The organism is Psychrobacter sp. AOP7-C1-14 (assembly GCF_052376135.1).
Classification (GTDB): Bacteria; Pseudomonadota; Gammaproteobacteria; order Pseudomonadales; family Moraxellaceae; genus Psychrobacter.
The window spans coordinates 224,485-239,170 of record NZ_JBQSVH010000001.1 but is presented as its reverse complement, the minus strand read 5'-3'; the positions used below and the strand labels follow the sequence as shown (position 1 = coordinate 239,170).

At 42.8% G+C, this 14,686-nt stretch carries 13 protein-coding genes; 8 read left to right on the top strand and 5 right to left on the bottom strand.

Features of this window, described 5'->3' with window-relative positions:
- Positions 1-35: 35 nt before the first annotated feature.
- A complete protein-coding gene (locus ACT3QN_RS00955) occupies positions 36-1,823 on the top strand; it encodes a GspE/PulE family protein (RefSeq protein WP_444521915.1) in 1,788 nt (595 codons plus the stop codon).
- A 21-nt stretch (positions 1,824-1,844) separates the two neighbouring features.
- Here ACT3QN_RS00955 and ACT3QN_RS00950 read toward each other — a convergent pair whose 3' ends face one another.
- Complete coding sequence (locus ACT3QN_RS00950) at positions 1,845-2,510, bottom strand: acyltransferase (protein ID WP_444521916.1); 666 nt, start codon at positions 2,508-2,510, stop codon at positions 1,845-1,847.
- A 243-nt stretch (positions 2,511-2,753) separates the two neighbouring features.
- Here ACT3QN_RS00950 and ACT3QN_RS00945 point away from each other — a divergent pair, with 243 nt between their 5' ends.
- From ACT3QN_RS00945 to gspK, 6 genes are all read left to right on the top strand, one after another.
- Positions 2,754-3,542 (top strand): TatD family hydrolase, encoded by a 789-nt coding sequence (locus tag ACT3QN_RS00945; protein WP_444521917.1) that lies wholly within the window; start codon positions 2,754-2,756, stop codon positions 3,540-3,542.
- 233 nt (positions 3,543-3,775) lie between these two features.
- Complete coding sequence (locus tag ACT3QN_RS00940; RefSeq protein ID WP_444519567.1) at positions 3,776-4,459, top strand: TetR/AcrR family transcriptional regulator; 684 nt, start codon at positions 3,776-3,778, stop codon at positions 4,457-4,459.
- A gap of 310 nt (positions 4,460-4,769) precedes the next feature.
- Complete coding sequence (locus ACT3QN_RS00935) at positions 4,770-5,468, top strand: prepilin-type N-terminal cleavage/methylation domain-containing protein (protein WP_444528806.1); 699 nt, start codon at positions 4,770-4,772, stop codon at positions 5,466-5,468.
- A 23-nt stretch (positions 5,469-5,491) separates the two neighbouring features.
- Positions 5,492-5,974: a type II secretion system minor pseudopilin GspI gene (gene gspI, locus ACT3QN_RS00930; RefSeq protein ID WP_444521918.1), complete on the top strand. Its 483-nt coding sequence runs from the start codon at positions 5,492-5,494 to the stop codon at positions 5,972-5,974.
- Complete coding sequence (gene gspJ / locus ACT3QN_RS00925; protein WP_444521919.1) at positions 5,971-6,810, top strand: type II secretion system minor pseudopilin GspJ; 840 nt, start codon at positions 5,971-5,973, stop codon at positions 6,808-6,810. The genes gspI and gspJ overlap by 4 nt, the downstream gene beginning before the upstream one ends.
- Before the next feature lie 48 nt (positions 6,811-6,858).
- Positions 6,859-7,926 (top strand): type II secretion system minor pseudopilin GspK, encoded by a 1,068-nt coding sequence (gspK, locus tag ACT3QN_RS00920; RefSeq protein ID WP_444521920.1) that lies wholly within the window; start codon positions 6,859-6,861, stop codon positions 7,924-7,926.
- 21 nt (positions 7,927-7,947) lie between these two features.
- Here gspK and ACT3QN_RS00915 read toward each other — a convergent pair whose 3' ends face one another.
- The 4 genes from ACT3QN_RS00915 to ychF all read right to left on the bottom strand — a co-directional run bounded on the left by ACT3QN_RS00915 (position 7,948) and on the right by ychF (position 12,049).
- Entirely contained in the window at positions 7,948-8,628 is a 681-nt protein-coding gene (locus ACT3QN_RS00915; RefSeq protein ID WP_444521921.1) for a TetR family transcriptional regulator, read from the bottom strand.
- 104 nt (positions 8,629-8,732) lie between these two features.
- Positions 8,733-10,148 (bottom strand): deoxyguanosinetriphosphate triphosphohydrolase, encoded by a 1,416-nt coding sequence (locus ACT3QN_RS00910; protein WP_444521922.1) that lies wholly within the window; start codon positions 10,146-10,148, stop codon positions 8,733-8,735.
- A 168-nt stretch (positions 10,149-10,316) separates the two neighbouring features.
- Positions 10,317-10,826 carry a hypothetical protein gene (locus ACT3QN_RS00905; RefSeq protein WP_444521923.1) on the bottom strand — a complete coding sequence of 170 codons (510 nt, stop codon included), beginning with the start codon at positions 10,824-10,826 and terminating at the stop codon, positions 10,317-10,319.
- A gap of 131 nt (positions 10,827-10,957) precedes the next feature.
- The gene (gene ychF, locus ACT3QN_RS00900; RefSeq protein WP_444521924.1) at positions 10,958-12,049 is read right to left on the bottom strand and encodes a redox-regulated ATPase YchF; all 1,092 of its coding nucleotides are present in this window, start codon (positions 12,047-12,049) and stop codon (positions 10,958-10,960) included.
- Between the two features lie 269 nt (positions 12,050-12,318).
- On the opposite strand from ychF, the gene ACT3QN_RS00895 reads away from it, so the two are divergent.
- Entirely contained in the window at positions 12,319-14,499 is a 2,181-nt protein-coding gene (locus ACT3QN_RS00895; RefSeq protein ID WP_444521925.1) for a UvrD-helicase domain-containing protein, read from the top strand.
- Positions 14,500-14,686 lie beyond the last annotated feature (187 nt).

Here is a 14,686-nt window from a genome sequence, read left to right as displayed (position 1 = left end):
GGCAAAACATTTTAAAACAATAAAAGAAGAGAGATATGTCTGCTCAACAGTACTCGATAGTAATTGATTTGCGTTGGTGTCTAGATGAGCTATTGGCAGATAGAGTGATTGATCAACGTGGCTACAATCTAGTTATTACTAGCCGTCGCGATAAGGCGCAGCATCCTCTACTAACGATTAGTGAATTTGGCTTACCTAATGGCCATGCGACGGACAATAGCGCTGAAAATAAATTATCATTGGACTGGCTCAACCAGTGGTTGGCGGCTAAAGCAGGTATGTCTCTCGTTCGTATTGATCCTCTAAAAGTCGATGTTCCTGCGGTCACCCAGTTGATGTCATTTGAATATGCACGCTCACAGTATATTTTACCGATTGAGGTCGCTGTAGATGAAGTGATTATCGGAACGGATCAGCCTTTTTATACTGACTGGCACTCAAATATTGAAAAACTGATCAAATCAAAAAGCTATCGTACGGTCTATATTAATCCTGAGCAGATCAAACGCTACCGGCAAGAGTTCTATCAAGTCACCCAAGCGATTGCAGGCGCAAATAGTGTCCATAAGCGTGCAGCTGCCGATGTGACCAATGTCGAAGCATTGCTGCAATTGGGTGACAATACTAATCCTGATGCCAATGACCAGCATATTGTCAGAGTTGTTGATTGGCTGTTGCAATATGCCTTTGAGCAACGAGCTAGTGATATCCATTTAGAGCCACGTCGTGAGACGGGTAAGGTGCGCTTCCGTATTGATGGTGTGCTTCACACGGTGTATGAGATGCCGTTGGCAATCATCGTCGCGGTGACCGCACGTATCAAAATTCTAGGGCGGTTAAATGTTGCAGAAAAGCGTAAACCGCAAGATGGTCGTTTAAAGACGCGAACGCCGAAAGGGTTAGAGACAGAACTACGTTTGTCGACTATGCCAACTGCTTTTGGTGAAAAGTTGGTCATGCGGGTGTTTGATCCTGAAGTACTAGTACGTTCCTTCGCTCAGCTTGGCTTGTCAGGCAAGCAGCTTGAAACGTGGCATGAATTGACGGCCCATCCAAATGGGATTATTTTGGTCACTGGGCCTACAGGTTCAGGCAAAACCACGACTTTGTATAGTACTCTCAAGCAACTGGCGACCGAACAAGTCAATGTCTGTACTATTGAAGACCCTATTGAAATGATTGAACCTGCATTTAACCAAATGCAAGTGAATCCAGGTGTTGATCTAAACTTTGCTGATGGCATTCGCTCTTTGATGCGTCAAGACCCTGATATTATTATGGTGGGGGAGATTCGTGATGCTGAAACAGCCAATATGGCAGTACAAGCCTCATTGACAGGGCATTTGGTGCTCTCGACACTACATACTAACGATGCGCCAAGTTCAATCACTCGCTTGCATGATTTGGGTATTCAACCATTTTTGACATCAGCAACTATCTTAGGCGTGATGGCACAGCGCTTATTACGTACGCTATGTCCACATTGCAAAAAAGCAGTGGACGTTATGCCAGACAGCGAGGTTGCCATTCAATGGCAAGAGTTGGTACAACCTTGGCGCGCACCTGCCCCAGCACAAATTTATATGGCTCAAGGTTGCGAGCACTGTCGACACACTGGTTATCAGGGACGAGTCGGCCTATACGAGATTATGCCATTGTCTAACGAATTAAAAAAACTGGTCGCAGCCGACACGAATTTAGATATGCTCAAACAACAAGCCTATCGTGAAGGTCTACAGCCATTACGTTTATCGGGAGCAAAGCGCATTAGTGAGGGTGTAACCACTATAGAAGAGGTGATGCGGGTCGTGCCTCTTAATTAACTATTGTATTTGAAGTCGTGTTTAGCGTTCCCAACGTACGTTTTGGCGAATAATTTTTGCTGGTGTGCCTGCTACCATACAGTTTGGTACCGTAACGGGTTTGTTGACAAAAGCACCTGCTGCGATGATACATCCGTCAGCGATAGAGACGTTTTTTGAAATAGTCACATTAGCCGCAATCCAAATGTGATCTCCTAGAATGACGTCAGAATGTGCTTTGTTCACTCGTACGTTAGTATCTATATCGTATACCTTGTGCACATCGGTAGCACGAATTTCAATACCGCGCGATATCATACAAGAATTACCAATAGTCACGCTCTTATCACGTGCCAATATATAGCAGTCGATGGCAGTGGTATGATCACCAATATGAATACGTAAATGATTACCAACGACTAACAACTGACCAGAAAATTTAACATTTTTTGCGATAGTGACTTGATTGTGATTACCATTGATGTCTATTTTTAATTTGTTAAATTTTCCATGACTACCGATGGTGATGCGATTGTTATCACCCTTGCGAATAGTGATTGTAGAGTTGCCAATGATACGTATGTCTTTGGCAATTTCAATATGATTGTTATGACCTCTATCTTGTAATAAAAAACATTGTTTGTACAGTTGCTTGGGCAATAGTGTTTTGAAAACAGGGTGCAAAGTGATGGTTTTTTTATGGTTCATAGTATGGCGCTTATGAGAGATAATAAAATTTTCATGGCTTCGGTTTTTAAAGTATTTTGACGGTACCTTCTAAGTGCTCATCTTCCACTTAGCTAAAATATACGATTAGAGTGTTTTTTATAACAATCAACGTAGTGTACCGCTAAACCATACTTGAAAACAGCTTCCTTCATAGCAATTAATATTAAGAAAATTTAAATTCCCAGACTTTTAATTGAGAAAATTTTAACAACGAGATTATTTATGTTTACAGATACTCATTGCCACCTCAATCGTTTAGATTTGACCAAATATGACGGTAAATTATCTGGCGCGATTGACGCCATGAAAACTGCTAATGTTACCCGCGCGATGGCAATTATGTGTGATTTTGCAGAGTATGACGAGATTGCCAATATTGTGAGCACCTATGGTGACGAGACACTAAATCTAGGGATGAGTGTAGGGATCCATCCTTGCGAAGATATCGATGTACTGAAATCAGCGACTGTTGAACGTTTAATAGAGACTGCCGATAAAGACCATGTATGGGCAATAGGTGAGACAGGGCTAGATTACTACTGGTCTACAGAAAACAAAAAAGAGCAGCAAGCCAGTCTTGCACGTCATATCCATGCCAGTCAGCAACTAAAAAAACCGCTTGTCATACATATGCGTGATGCAAAAGAAGATACGATCGATATCTTAAAAAGTGAAGGTGCTGAGCATGGTATTATTCATTGCTTTACTGAAGATTGGGAGACTGCGAAACGTGCTTTAGATTTGGGATTCTATATTTCTTTTTCGGGTATTGTCAGTTTTAAAAGCGCACAAAACATCCAAGACGCTGCACGACATATGCCTAGAGACAGAATCTTGATTGAGACAGACAGTCCATATTTGGCGCCTGTTCCTAAACGCGGTCGCCCCAATGAGCCTGCCTATGTACCCTATGTCGCGAGCTTTATTGCAGATATGTATGGTTGTGATAGTAACGAGGTCGGCGCATTAACCGCAAAAAACTTTGAAAATTTACTGGCACAGTATCATTAAAATGGTTATGCTATGACCAGTCAGTCATTTGTACAATAGTCTTATAGTTCAATCCTATTTAGTATTTGATTCGCTAAACGCAACTACATGATTATAAATGACTAATTTTAAATATAAGCATATCCCTTTTATGGTATTTCAGCAGCTTTTGTATAGTTTTATACGCTCATTGCCAAATGTACGCACATAATTGATGGACATATGCTTAATCTTGTCATGTTTTAGGAGAGATTATGAGTCGTCAGCACCAGTTCAAGGCACGAGAAGAGAATATCTTAGCGATGGCAGAGCAATTGCTACTTGAGTCAGGCGATGGTGATATCACTTTAGACAGTTTGGCGGATCAGCTCGATTTGGCTAAAGGTACCTTATACAAGCATTTCTCCAGTAAAGATGAGCTTTATCTGCGTATTATTATTCGTTACGAAGAGCAATTGTTTGAGATTAACCGCATTGATGACTGCCCGTCGGCAGGTGTTGCCCGCATGATTTTTCAGCAGTTATTTAACCCGCAAAAAGCCATGCTATTGAACCAAATCGAAGAGCGTCTGGCAGCATCAGTGACTGGTCTCAATCGTTTGTTTGGTGAGTTATATGATATCCGTCGTCAGCGCATGAAGCGTTTGATTGATATCATCAGCGTATACCTAAAAGACGAGCACAGCAACCTGAGTACTCGTGATTATCTATCGTCTATTTGGGCGATCGGTCAGGGCGGTGCAGGACTATTAAACTCAAGCTTTTACCAACGCTACTTAGGTCGCCGTGATACGCTGCGTTATGCCTTTGTTCAGCAGGTGCTAGAGTTGCCAAGCCATTATCCTGCTGACGATGACGAAGTTATGGATGAGGATATGCAGGAGCTGGTAGAACAAATCGATACTGAATCAGAAGAGCATCGAAATACCAACTACTAAAGCAATTATTGATAAAGTAGCTCTTAGTAAAGGAACAATTAGTTTTTGGGTTGTGAACCTTTTTTGGCTCTAATAAGTCGTGTTGTAATGGTTACTATTGCAGCACGAATTTGTATATCTTGTAATATTCTTCAAAACCTCTTTCCCATCCTGCGACAATTAAAATTGGACTTATAGGTGCAATATGCCGGTCACTGTCAAGTCTCAGTCCAATTCAGCGGCTACTTGCTCTTTTACTTTAATTAGTCGAAATTCTCGGCCAAATTTCTCAAATACAAGATCTATAAACCATTGTCATAGTTGCCCCTCTATACTAACTTATACTCATCACTTATCGTCTGCTTCATCAATAAAAAATCGGGCACAGACTGGTTTTACGTTGGTAGAAATCGTAGTAGTAGTGGTTATCCTATCTATATTTTCTGGCATGATGAGTTTGTCTGTTGGTAGTAGTGAATCTCGCAAAAACCGCGCTTTTTATGAGCATCTTACCGATTCATTGAGTTATGTTCGTTTGTTATCGGCTGAACGTATGCAGCCCATGGGTTTGCGTATGCAGGCAGATAAGCAAGGTCAAGTAGAACCAGTCATCGTTACCTTATCAAACCCATATGTTGCGTATCAAACAACGGAAATAACGTCAGATAGTACCGACAGTCAGCCTAAGAATGCTATGGAGCTGTCGGCAGAGGTTGCTGGTCTTTCAGGCTCTACTGATGAGAAAAAACTAACGCCAAGCTGGGAGGTTGAGTCGGGTGTGAGCTTGCCTGAACTACCCACTGGCGTAAGTATCAGAGTTCAAAGTCTGGATTTTAGTGGTTCAAAAAATACGGGACGAACCCAAACGTTACAGACTTGGTTTAGTGATCAAAATGTACCGCAAGTATTGTGGTTTGGTACGGGACAAGCAGCGCCCGTCACCATTGAAGTACTTCACGACTCGCGTTTAGTGGGCGAGGTGATTACGATAATGCCAGATGGCAGCATGCGAATCGGACAGGGGGTCTAGTGACTAAATTGTATGAACCTCCTATGACTAGCCAGCCTATGTCATTCAAGTCTATATCAACCAAGCCTGGACGCGAGAGCGGCTTTACCCTTATTGAAGTGATGGTTGCTCTGGCTATTTTAGCAGTGGTAGCAGTTGCGGCGAGCCGTGCTAGTAGTGCGTATTTGAGCTCGGTTGATATATTGCGTACTCGTACGCTTGCTCATTTCGTCGCTCAAAATGCCGCCGCTGATTTACGAATTCAAGAAACGTGGCTAACAGCTAATCGCACTCAAACCGTTAATGCTCAAGGGCGTGATTGGCAAATAGTAATGACAGTCGGTGACGCCATCACACCCGCCTTAAAAGAAGTCAATATCGCAGTGGCACCCATTATAGATGGGCAGACACGCACATCGGTTACTGATATCACTGTGATGCTAAGTAATGCTGAGCAAGATACGGGCAGTTTGGACTTAAGTGGTCTAAGTACAGGTAATAGCGAGCAGGCAGGGGGCGGTCTGTGAGGCATCAGCGTGGTTTCACACTGCTTGAGCTAATGGTTGCGATGGCAATATTTGCGATGTTAGCCGTTGCAGGCTGGCAAGTATTTGATGGTGTAAACCGTGCTCGTGAGCGCGCACAATTCCATGCTGACAATTTGGCTATCTTGCAGTATGCCTATCTGCAATTACAGCAAGACATGGGTCAAATTATCCCTTATCAAGCGGCGATTACCCAGAGTGTCAGTACAGCGAACAACAGTACTAATGCAAACGATAATTCTCGATCAAGCGAGCAAATAAACAAAATAGTACCTGAGACTTTTATGGACTTAGACGGTGACCATGTTGGCTTTGTACGCTTTGCCGATCCTGATCCAAGATACCAGAGTAGCAGTAGCCTCCAACGTATCGAATATATTTTCGCAGATGAGCGTTTGATACGTCGTCAATATACCAGTATTGAAGGCGGACGTGACAGCGTTAGCTTGGATAGCGTATTACTTGAAGGTGTTACAGCAGGACGCTGGCAAGCCTATCTACCAGAGCTAAGCACCAAGTTTCCGAGCGATGATACTAACAGTGGCAATAGTACAAATACAGCAAGAGGACAAGCAGCAAATACAGTGAGTCTCAAACCCACAGCTATTTTATTACCGAAAGGAATTGCGGTTAACTTTACATACCAAGACATGCCAATCACTTGGCAATGGGCACTTGCTCCGCAACCAACATCATATATCAATAATCAAAGCATAGTTAATGATACAGACGGTAGTAGCAATGATAATGCTAACAATGACAGCAGCGGTGGTAATAGTAGTGGTGCTGATAATAGCAATGTAGCAACGAATAATTGAGAAGGTAGTCGCCAAAATGTATCAACTGCTCAACAACAAAGGCTGTGTATGTCGATGACTGCAAACTCTCAGCGCGGTGTCGCATTACTGACTATCTTATTATTGGTAGTGAGCATCACGATGGTTGCAGGGTCTATGCTTGCTAGCCAAAAAATTACGATTAGACGTAGTAGTCTGTTGTTCGATCAAAATCAGTTACTGCAAGATATTAACGCGGGTCAACAATTGGCAGTAACGATGATTCGTGCTGATAGCAATCTTAATGATACTGATAGTGCGCAAGATATCTGGGCACAGCCAATACCACCGTATGCATTAGCCAATCATAGTGTCAGCATCGAGCTACGCGATGAGTCTGGTCGTTTTAACATTAATAACTTGTATCAAGATGGAACGGTCAACACTACTGCTTTAGAAACATTCCAACGACTGCTCACGCAACTAAATCTAGAGCCTGATATCGCTACAGCCGTACTTGATTGGCAAGATACAGACGGCGAGGTATATCAAGATGGCGGTGATGAAAGTGCGGTATATGCGCAGCAGTCAAACGCTATAGCCTCAGAAGCTCTGCCAAATCAGCCGTTTGTCAGTATCGATCAGCTACAAGAAGTCAAAGGGGTGAGTGCGGAGACATTAGCGGTATTGCGACCTTATCTGACTGCGGTGCCTTATTATGTGCCGATTAATATCAATACTGCCAGTCCTGTATTGTTAGCAGCACTGGTTGATGGTGCCAATAGTCAACAGATGCAAGCGATGGTTGATATGCGCACACAGCAGGCGCTGACGTCTATTGATGCAATGTGGCAATTACCGATATTTGGTAGCTTAAATGAAGAACAGCGTAAAGCGTTAACACCAATGCTGGCCGTTGATAGCCAAGCTTTTATGGCGCTTATCACAGCAACTGATAATGCAGCTGTCGGTCAGGCTAGACAGCGTTTTGCTACTGTTTTGATTAGTAAAACTGTTATTGACAATAATCAAGCAGTGGGTATCAATCAGATAGCTAACAATAACCAAGCCGTTAATAGTAGTGAGGTAGACGGTAAAACGCCCAAGGAAGTCCAAGTAGTGACACAGCGACTATGGGCATTTCGTCCGAGCTTTTAGCGGATAGTGTTGGGATCGTATTTAATCTTTAAGGCGCGTTTCTTCGCTAGACTTCCAGTTATAAGCCCCGTAAAAAAGCATTTGCGCTTGACGAGTACAGTTATGTAGCATTAGCTGCTTATTCTCTTCTATTTCGTTTAGATCAATCTCATCATCATGATCTTCCGTATAGGTTAGCTCTAACCAATCAATAATCCAAGAGAAGAACATGTTTACGCCAGCCTCAGCTAATAAACGACGGTCGTAAGCATTGATATGAGTAAATGCTGGCTGTAACGCTAAGTCGTCTGCCAAACCTTGAGCGTGTATCTTGATCAACTCATTGATGGCTTTTCGCACTGCTTCTGACCCACCATAACGCTCACTGACCAAGAATTGCCAGTAATAAGGCTGATCGTTGACCATATACAAAAACAGCTGAATACTTTTTGCGATTTGACGATCAAAGCTACGTTTGCGTCCAATTTGCAGACTATCACTTAACGTAGCTAACGTGCCGCCCAATTCCTCAATGACCAAAGCACGTCCAAGTGATTCCATATCATCGAAATGGCGATAAAACGCAGTCGGCACAACGCCAACCTCGCGTGTTACTTGTCTGAGACTGATAGAGCTAAAAGATTGCCCTGTCATACATAAATCAAGCACAGCATTAAAAAAGGCGTGCCGAGTTTGAAGTTTTTTTTGTTCGCGACTACTCATAATATTTCAAAATTATCCAATAGAGGTTTATCATACTCATTTCAACGTATAAATACGACTGAAATACGCCATTCGTGTTAATTTACTAAACCTGCACTGGTCTTTTAAACCACTGTGCCCCAATGTCCCTGCAATTCTTGCGCCAATCGATAGGCTTCGTGGTCATTCATACCTGTAACAAAATCCAAAATATTTAAAACATTATGATAGGTATCGTCGGACAATACGCGGCGATGCTCGTCAAGATGAGGCTGCAATAATCTTAATAAACGTTGCTGTTCAAAGGACATTGGCGGCTGCATAGTTGCCACGTGTGAACCAGTCCAAGCGAGCGGCATAAAAGCATTCATCAAACTGTGCAGACATTGATTGGCCATCAACTCCATCCTTACTTTACTAGGATGATTAAATATTTTTTCGCGTGCCAACTGCTTAGCTTGATTAATACCACTCTGTACGCTGATATCGCAATGATCAAACAGACTGCCTTGCAGCGTGCCAGCCAGCAATGCATCGCTGTTAGCGACAAAAGCATCGGTGACAGTATTGACCAAACGCATCATGGCTCGCGCCCGCAGAGAAGCGAGACTCTGTCTCACTGACATGTGGGTTGGCAAGTTTACGCTACTAGGACGCTCACCAATTAGCTCATAAAATATCGTGGCTACTTCGCTATAGGTTAGCATATTCAGATTGATGCCATCTTCTAAATCGATTAGCGCGTAACAAATATCATCTGCCGCTTCTAGCAAGTAAGCCAATGGATGACGCGCAAAACCATCGTGCTGCTCTGAGCGTGGTAAGTTCAAACAGGCCGCCAATTCTTCTAACTGAGAAGCCTCGCTATAAAAGCAGCCAAATTTCTGCACATTATGGTGGTTATCATTGATATCGTTACTGTGAGTCGCCAACCATGGATATTTCATAAAAGCGCCTAATGTGGCACAAGTGAGCCGCATACCACCCTTGTCAGGATGATGCTCATTACGTGCTAATAAGCGAAATCCTTGAGCATTGCCTTCGTATGCCAGTAAATCCAGTCGCTCGTTGCTGCTTAAGTTTTCTAGAATTGCTTGAGGGTCGGGCTGCCTAAACCAATCACGAATCGCATACTCACCAGCGTGGCCAAAAGGTGGATTACCGATATCATGAGCGAGACAAGCTGCTTGCACAATGACACCGACATCTGCTGGTGACACTCCTGTTGGCAAGCCGCTACCTAACGCATCATGAATTTTTTCGGCAGCCATCATTCCCAAAGAGCGCCCAATAGAAGAAACTTCTAGCGAGTGAGTCAGGCGCGTATGAATACCGAGCTGATTGGTCAACGGATGAACTTGGGTCTTTTGATTGAGCTGACGAAAAGAATGAGAAAATACCAACCTGTCATAGTCTTTGTGAAACTGAGAGCGAGTACTGGTATTAGTGTTGAATTTTTTGTTAGCACCAAGACGCTGCGAGTTGAGTAGCTGCGACCATTGTGTGGTAGGAGATGACAAGGAAGTTGGTGTACTTAGCATATTGAAATATCCGAAACCAAGGGAGCCTCTAGCATAACAAATTAGCGCCCTTGGTACAGCTATAGTCAACCATCTATAAGGTGGATACGATGTCAGTTTCGCTTAGCCTACTGCTTGTAGTGCTTTTACTTGGTTTGCTTGTATCCGAATCATATTGAATTGACTATATTAAGATTTCTGACAGTTAAATAACACTTCTTCCTCTTCAATCGCTACATCACTACCTAGCGTTTTATTGCGTAATGTTGCTTCGTTGCCATTTACTTGCCATATGATACCGTGAGTATCATCTAGTCCAATCTCACCTACATACGCTTGTGTATTAGCATCAGTGTTGCTATCTGAGGTAGCGACCAAATCGTAGTCTAGACCATCGATGATTAAGTTTGCGGTGTGTGGTGTATCGTCGTTATGGTAAGAAGCACCAATGGTAGCAGTTGGCTCACAAGTATACGGCGTGCCTGCACTGGCGTGGTCATGTCCCTCATAATCGTGACCTTCATGTTCGCCATGATCATGTCCTTCATGATCGCTATGATCATGTCCTTCATGATCGGCCGTTACTTCTTCAGATGCTGCTGTATCTGTACTAGGCTGGCAGCCTAATAATGAGCCTGTCATGATACTTCCGATTAATGCAGCACCTGCAAGTTTAGAGAATGAGAGAGAGTCAGTCATGGTATAAGTTCTCGAATAAGTGAAAATAAAGGTATGTTATAATATAACAATAGATAGGTAAAATAAAGCCGATGCTGGAGAATATCCAACATCGGCTCGTTTTTTTATAAATAGGCTTTACCGCTTAAATATTAAACGTTAAAGCGGAAGTGCATGACGTCGCCATCTTGCACGATATAAGTTTTACCTTCTAGGCGTGATTTACCAGCAGCAGCAGCGCCTTTTTCACCGTTGTATTCGATAAAGTCATCATAAGCGATGACCTCAGCACGAATGAAACCGCGCTCAAAATCAGTATGAATCACACCAGCAGCTTGCGGAGCTGTAGCGCCAACAGCAACAGTCCATGCACGCACTTCTTTGACACCAGCGGTAAAGTAAGTCTGCATATCAAGCAAATCATAACCACCACGAATGACTTGATCTAGACCAGCTTCGTCCATATCCATTTCAGCCAAAAAGTCTTTTTTGTCTTCTTCATCAAGCTGAGCGATTTCAGCTTCGATTTGGTTGCATAGTGCGATGACGATAGAGTCTTCACCAGTGGCATAGTCGCGCACGGCATCAAGGTATGGGTTATTTTCAAAGCCATCTTCAGCGACGTTAGCGATATACATGGTTGGCTTTAGGGTGATTAGACCATAACTTCTGATCAATTTTTTCTCATCAGCGTCTAGGCTAGCAGCGCGAGCAGCTTTACCTTCTGCTAATAATGGCTCAATTTTTTTGAACACATCTAGCATGGCCGCAGCGTCTTTATCACCGCCTTTGGCTTTTTTGGTCAAGTTAAATACCGCACGCTCTACAGCTTCTAAATCTGCCAATGCCAGTTCGGTATTAATGGTTTCGATGTCATCAATTGGGCTGACGCGTCCATCAACGTGTACCACATTGTCATCATCAAAACAGCGTACGACGTGAGCAATCGCATCAGTCTCACGGATGTTGGCTAGGAACTGGTTGCCCATGCCTTCGCCTTTTGATGCGCCTGCGACCAAGCCTGCGATATCGACAAACTCCATAGTCGTTGGCAGTACACGTTCAGGGATGACGATGTCAGCCAGTTTCTTTAGACGTGGATCTGGTACTGGCACGATACCCGTGTTGGGATCTTTGGTACAAAACGGAAAGTTTTCAGCGGCGATACCCGCTTTGGTCAAGGCGTTAAACAAGGTGGATTTACCCACGTTTGGTAGGCCAACGATGCCGCAATTAAAACCCATAGCATTCTCTCAATATAGTAATAAAATCAGTTGGTATAAAGATTGGTTAAATGATAAATCAAAATTGGGCACATTGTAGCAAATTTACCTGAATAGGGGTGAGGTTGTTGCGTTGTAGACTGATATTTAGCATCTGTTATTGCTAGTAATTTTGCCATTTTATCGATTATGGTAAGCTGTACTATAAAATGAGCAACTGATCTGATAGCAATATCAAAGGTTCATCCTTTGTAAAGGCGATTAACATAAACGAAAGGCCACTCCCTATAATGACGACCACAATTTTTAATACACGCCGCTATAGTTATCCGCAGAACTTTCTTGAAATCAAACCTAAGCTGACTCAGCTTGAGCAGGCAATCAAAAAGCTAGAAGCAAATCTGATTGATACTGCTGAGGCGGCAAATATCCACCTATTAGATCAAAGGTTGGATAGTGGTGCGGGGTTAAAGGTCGATTATGCCAGTGAGTTAAATCCAGACCAGCTAATGGCTGCAACGACTATCGAAGGCAAAGTGTTGGTCATCGCTGGTGCAGGTTCTGGTAAAACCAAAACGCTCACTTATCGAACCAGCTATCTGTTAGAGAATGGGGTGTCGCCTAAAGATATCTTGCTACTCACCTTTACCCGAAAAGCGGCCAATGAAATTAAAAGTCGTGCAAAAACGCTATTGACCAGCCGTTTGTCTGATGAGGATTTGGCCAAAGACAAGCTGCCAACTGATAAGTGGCTCAATGACATTGCTAGTGGCACTTTTCATTCATTTTGTAATATGTTACTGCGCCAGTATTCAGGGCTGCTTGGTATCAATCCTCGATTTACGATTTTAGACACGGGTGATAGTGAAGATGCGATTGATCTAATTCATAAAGAAAAGAAGTATCCCACCCAAACTAAGAACCAAGCGTTTCCTCGTAAAAAGACCTTACAAAACATCTTTTCAACCTCTAGAAATAGACGTATTCATATCCGCGATTTGATAGAAAACAGTTACCCTGATATCGCCGTCCATATTCCTATTATTGAGCAGCTGGCGGTTGACTTTCATGAGTACAAGCGAGCCAATCATCTTTATGACTTTGACGATATTATTAGCCAAGTGGTACGTCATCTAAAGACCAATGATAAATTTCGACAACTGCTACAACGTCAGTACCGCTATGTTATGGTCGATGAATATCAAGACACCAATATTCCACAAAAAGAGCTGATAGATTTGATTTGTGAGCCTGAGTCGGTATCGCTCATGGTCGTTGGTGATGACAATCAGAGTATTTATGCCTTTCGCGGTGCCAATTATGAAAATATCTTGTTGTTTGGTGAGAGTTACCCCGATGCCAAGTTGATCAAGCTTGAGCAAAATTATCGCAGTACGCCTGCCGTTTTAGACTATATCAATGCCTTGTCAGCACAAATCACGCTAGGCTATCAAAAACAGCTGTACTCTGACGCATTAGTAACAGGAATCAAGCCGGTATTTAGTCGCCTGCGTGATGAGACCCGTGAGGCCAAATATATTGCTGATAAGATCATCAAGCTAAAGTCAGAGTTTGATTATGAAGACTTTGCTGTATTGTGCCGAACGTCATTTCAGTCCAACTATGTTCAATTAGAATTTATGGAGCGTCATATTCCATTTATCGTCGTGGGTGGTATCAAGTTTATAGAAAGACGTCATATAAAAGACGTTTTGGCATTCGTAAAGATACTTTATAACCCCAATGACACGATCGCATGGCACCGTATTTTGACCTTGTTCAAGGGAGTAGGGTCAGTCACCGCGACGCGTTTGACCCAAGCAATTAATGCTGACAATAATTCTTTTGAGCCATTAACTACGGCAAAGTTTGCCAAAAAAAGCGAGCAGCTTGAGCCTCTTTATCATACGCTTACTAATGCTATTCAGGCTGAGTCTATTGAAAATATCCTTGAGCATATTTTAGCGTTTTATATTCCTGTCTTAAAAACGATCGAAGAGAATTGGCGAGAGCGTAGTGAAGACTTTCGTGTACTCAAAAATTTAGCCGCACAATACAGTAGTCTTGATGACTTCTTGGAAAATCTTGCGCTCGATCCTCCCAATGATTCGGTGGCGACAACCAGTGAGTCTGAAGCAAATGATACGGACAAAGTCACTATTTCGACCATTCATAGTGCCAAAGGACTAGAGTGGCCAGTGGTATTTGTGAATGCTTTGGTCGATGGTATGACGCCGCATCATCGCTCGTTGGATGACTTTGAGGAGCTCGAAGAGGAGCGCAAACTGTTTTATGTCGCCTGTAGTCGTGCCAAATCTCAGCTGTATCTTACGGCACCTGATTACTTTTCTAGCTATTCAGGTTATTTTGACAAGCCGTCACGGTTTATCGCTGAGCTATCTGCGAACGAGGTGACGGTTGAGACTGTTAAAAGACCTAGTATGGAGAATGATGATCCAGTGTGGTGGTAATACTCTATGTTTCGTTAATTGTCTAATTTATTAAACATAAACTAATAAAATTGTTCAGTAATATAGATAAGTTAACTTACCAATAGTTGAGCATTTTATAACCAAAAGTATTGGATGATTTGACGATATTTTCATCAAATTCGTTGCTAGGTTATAGCTTAAGGTTGGTATTATTCCTATCAAAAAT

Coding starts and splice junctions, on each gene's coding strand:
- ACT3QN_RS00945 (WP_444521917.1), top strand. CDS start 2,754: ATGTTTACAGATACTCATTGCCACCTCAATCGTTTAGATTTGACCAAA.
- ACT3QN_RS00910 (WP_444521922.1), bottom strand. CDS start 10,148: ATGCTAAGTACACCAACTTCCTTGTCATCTCCTACCACACAATGGTCG.
- ychF (WP_444521924.1), bottom strand. CDS start 12,049: ATGGGTTTTAATTGCGGCATCGTTGGCCTACCAAACGTGGGTAAATCC.
- ACT3QN_RS00905 (WP_444521923.1), bottom strand. CDS start 10,826: ATGACTGACTCTCTCTCATTCTCTAAACTTGCAGGTGCTGCATTAATC.
- ACT3QN_RS00955 (WP_444521915.1), top strand. CDS start 36: ATGTCTGCTCAACAGTACTCGATAGTAATTGATTTGCGTTGGTGTCTA.
- ACT3QN_RS00950 (WP_444521916.1), bottom strand. CDS start 2,510: ATGAACCATAAAAAAACCATCACTTTGCACCCTGTTTTCAAAACACTA.
- gspI (WP_444521918.1), top strand. CDS start 5,492: ATGACTAGCCAGCCTATGTCATTCAAGTCTATATCAACCAAGCCTGGA.
- gspK (WP_444521920.1), top strand. CDS start 6,859: ATGTCGATGACTGCAAACTCTCAGCGCGGTGTCGCATTACTGACTATC.
- ACT3QN_RS00895 (WP_444521925.1), top strand. CDS start 12,319: ATGACGACCACAATTTTTAATACACGCCGCTATAGTTATCCGCAGAAC.
- ACT3QN_RS00940 (WP_444519567.1), top strand. CDS start 3,776: ATGAGTCGTCAGCACCAGTTCAAGGCACGAGAAGAGAATATCTTAGCG.
- ACT3QN_RS00915 (WP_444521921.1), bottom strand. CDS start 8,628: ATGAGTAGTCGCGAACAAAAAAAACTTCAAACTCGGCACGCCTTTTTT.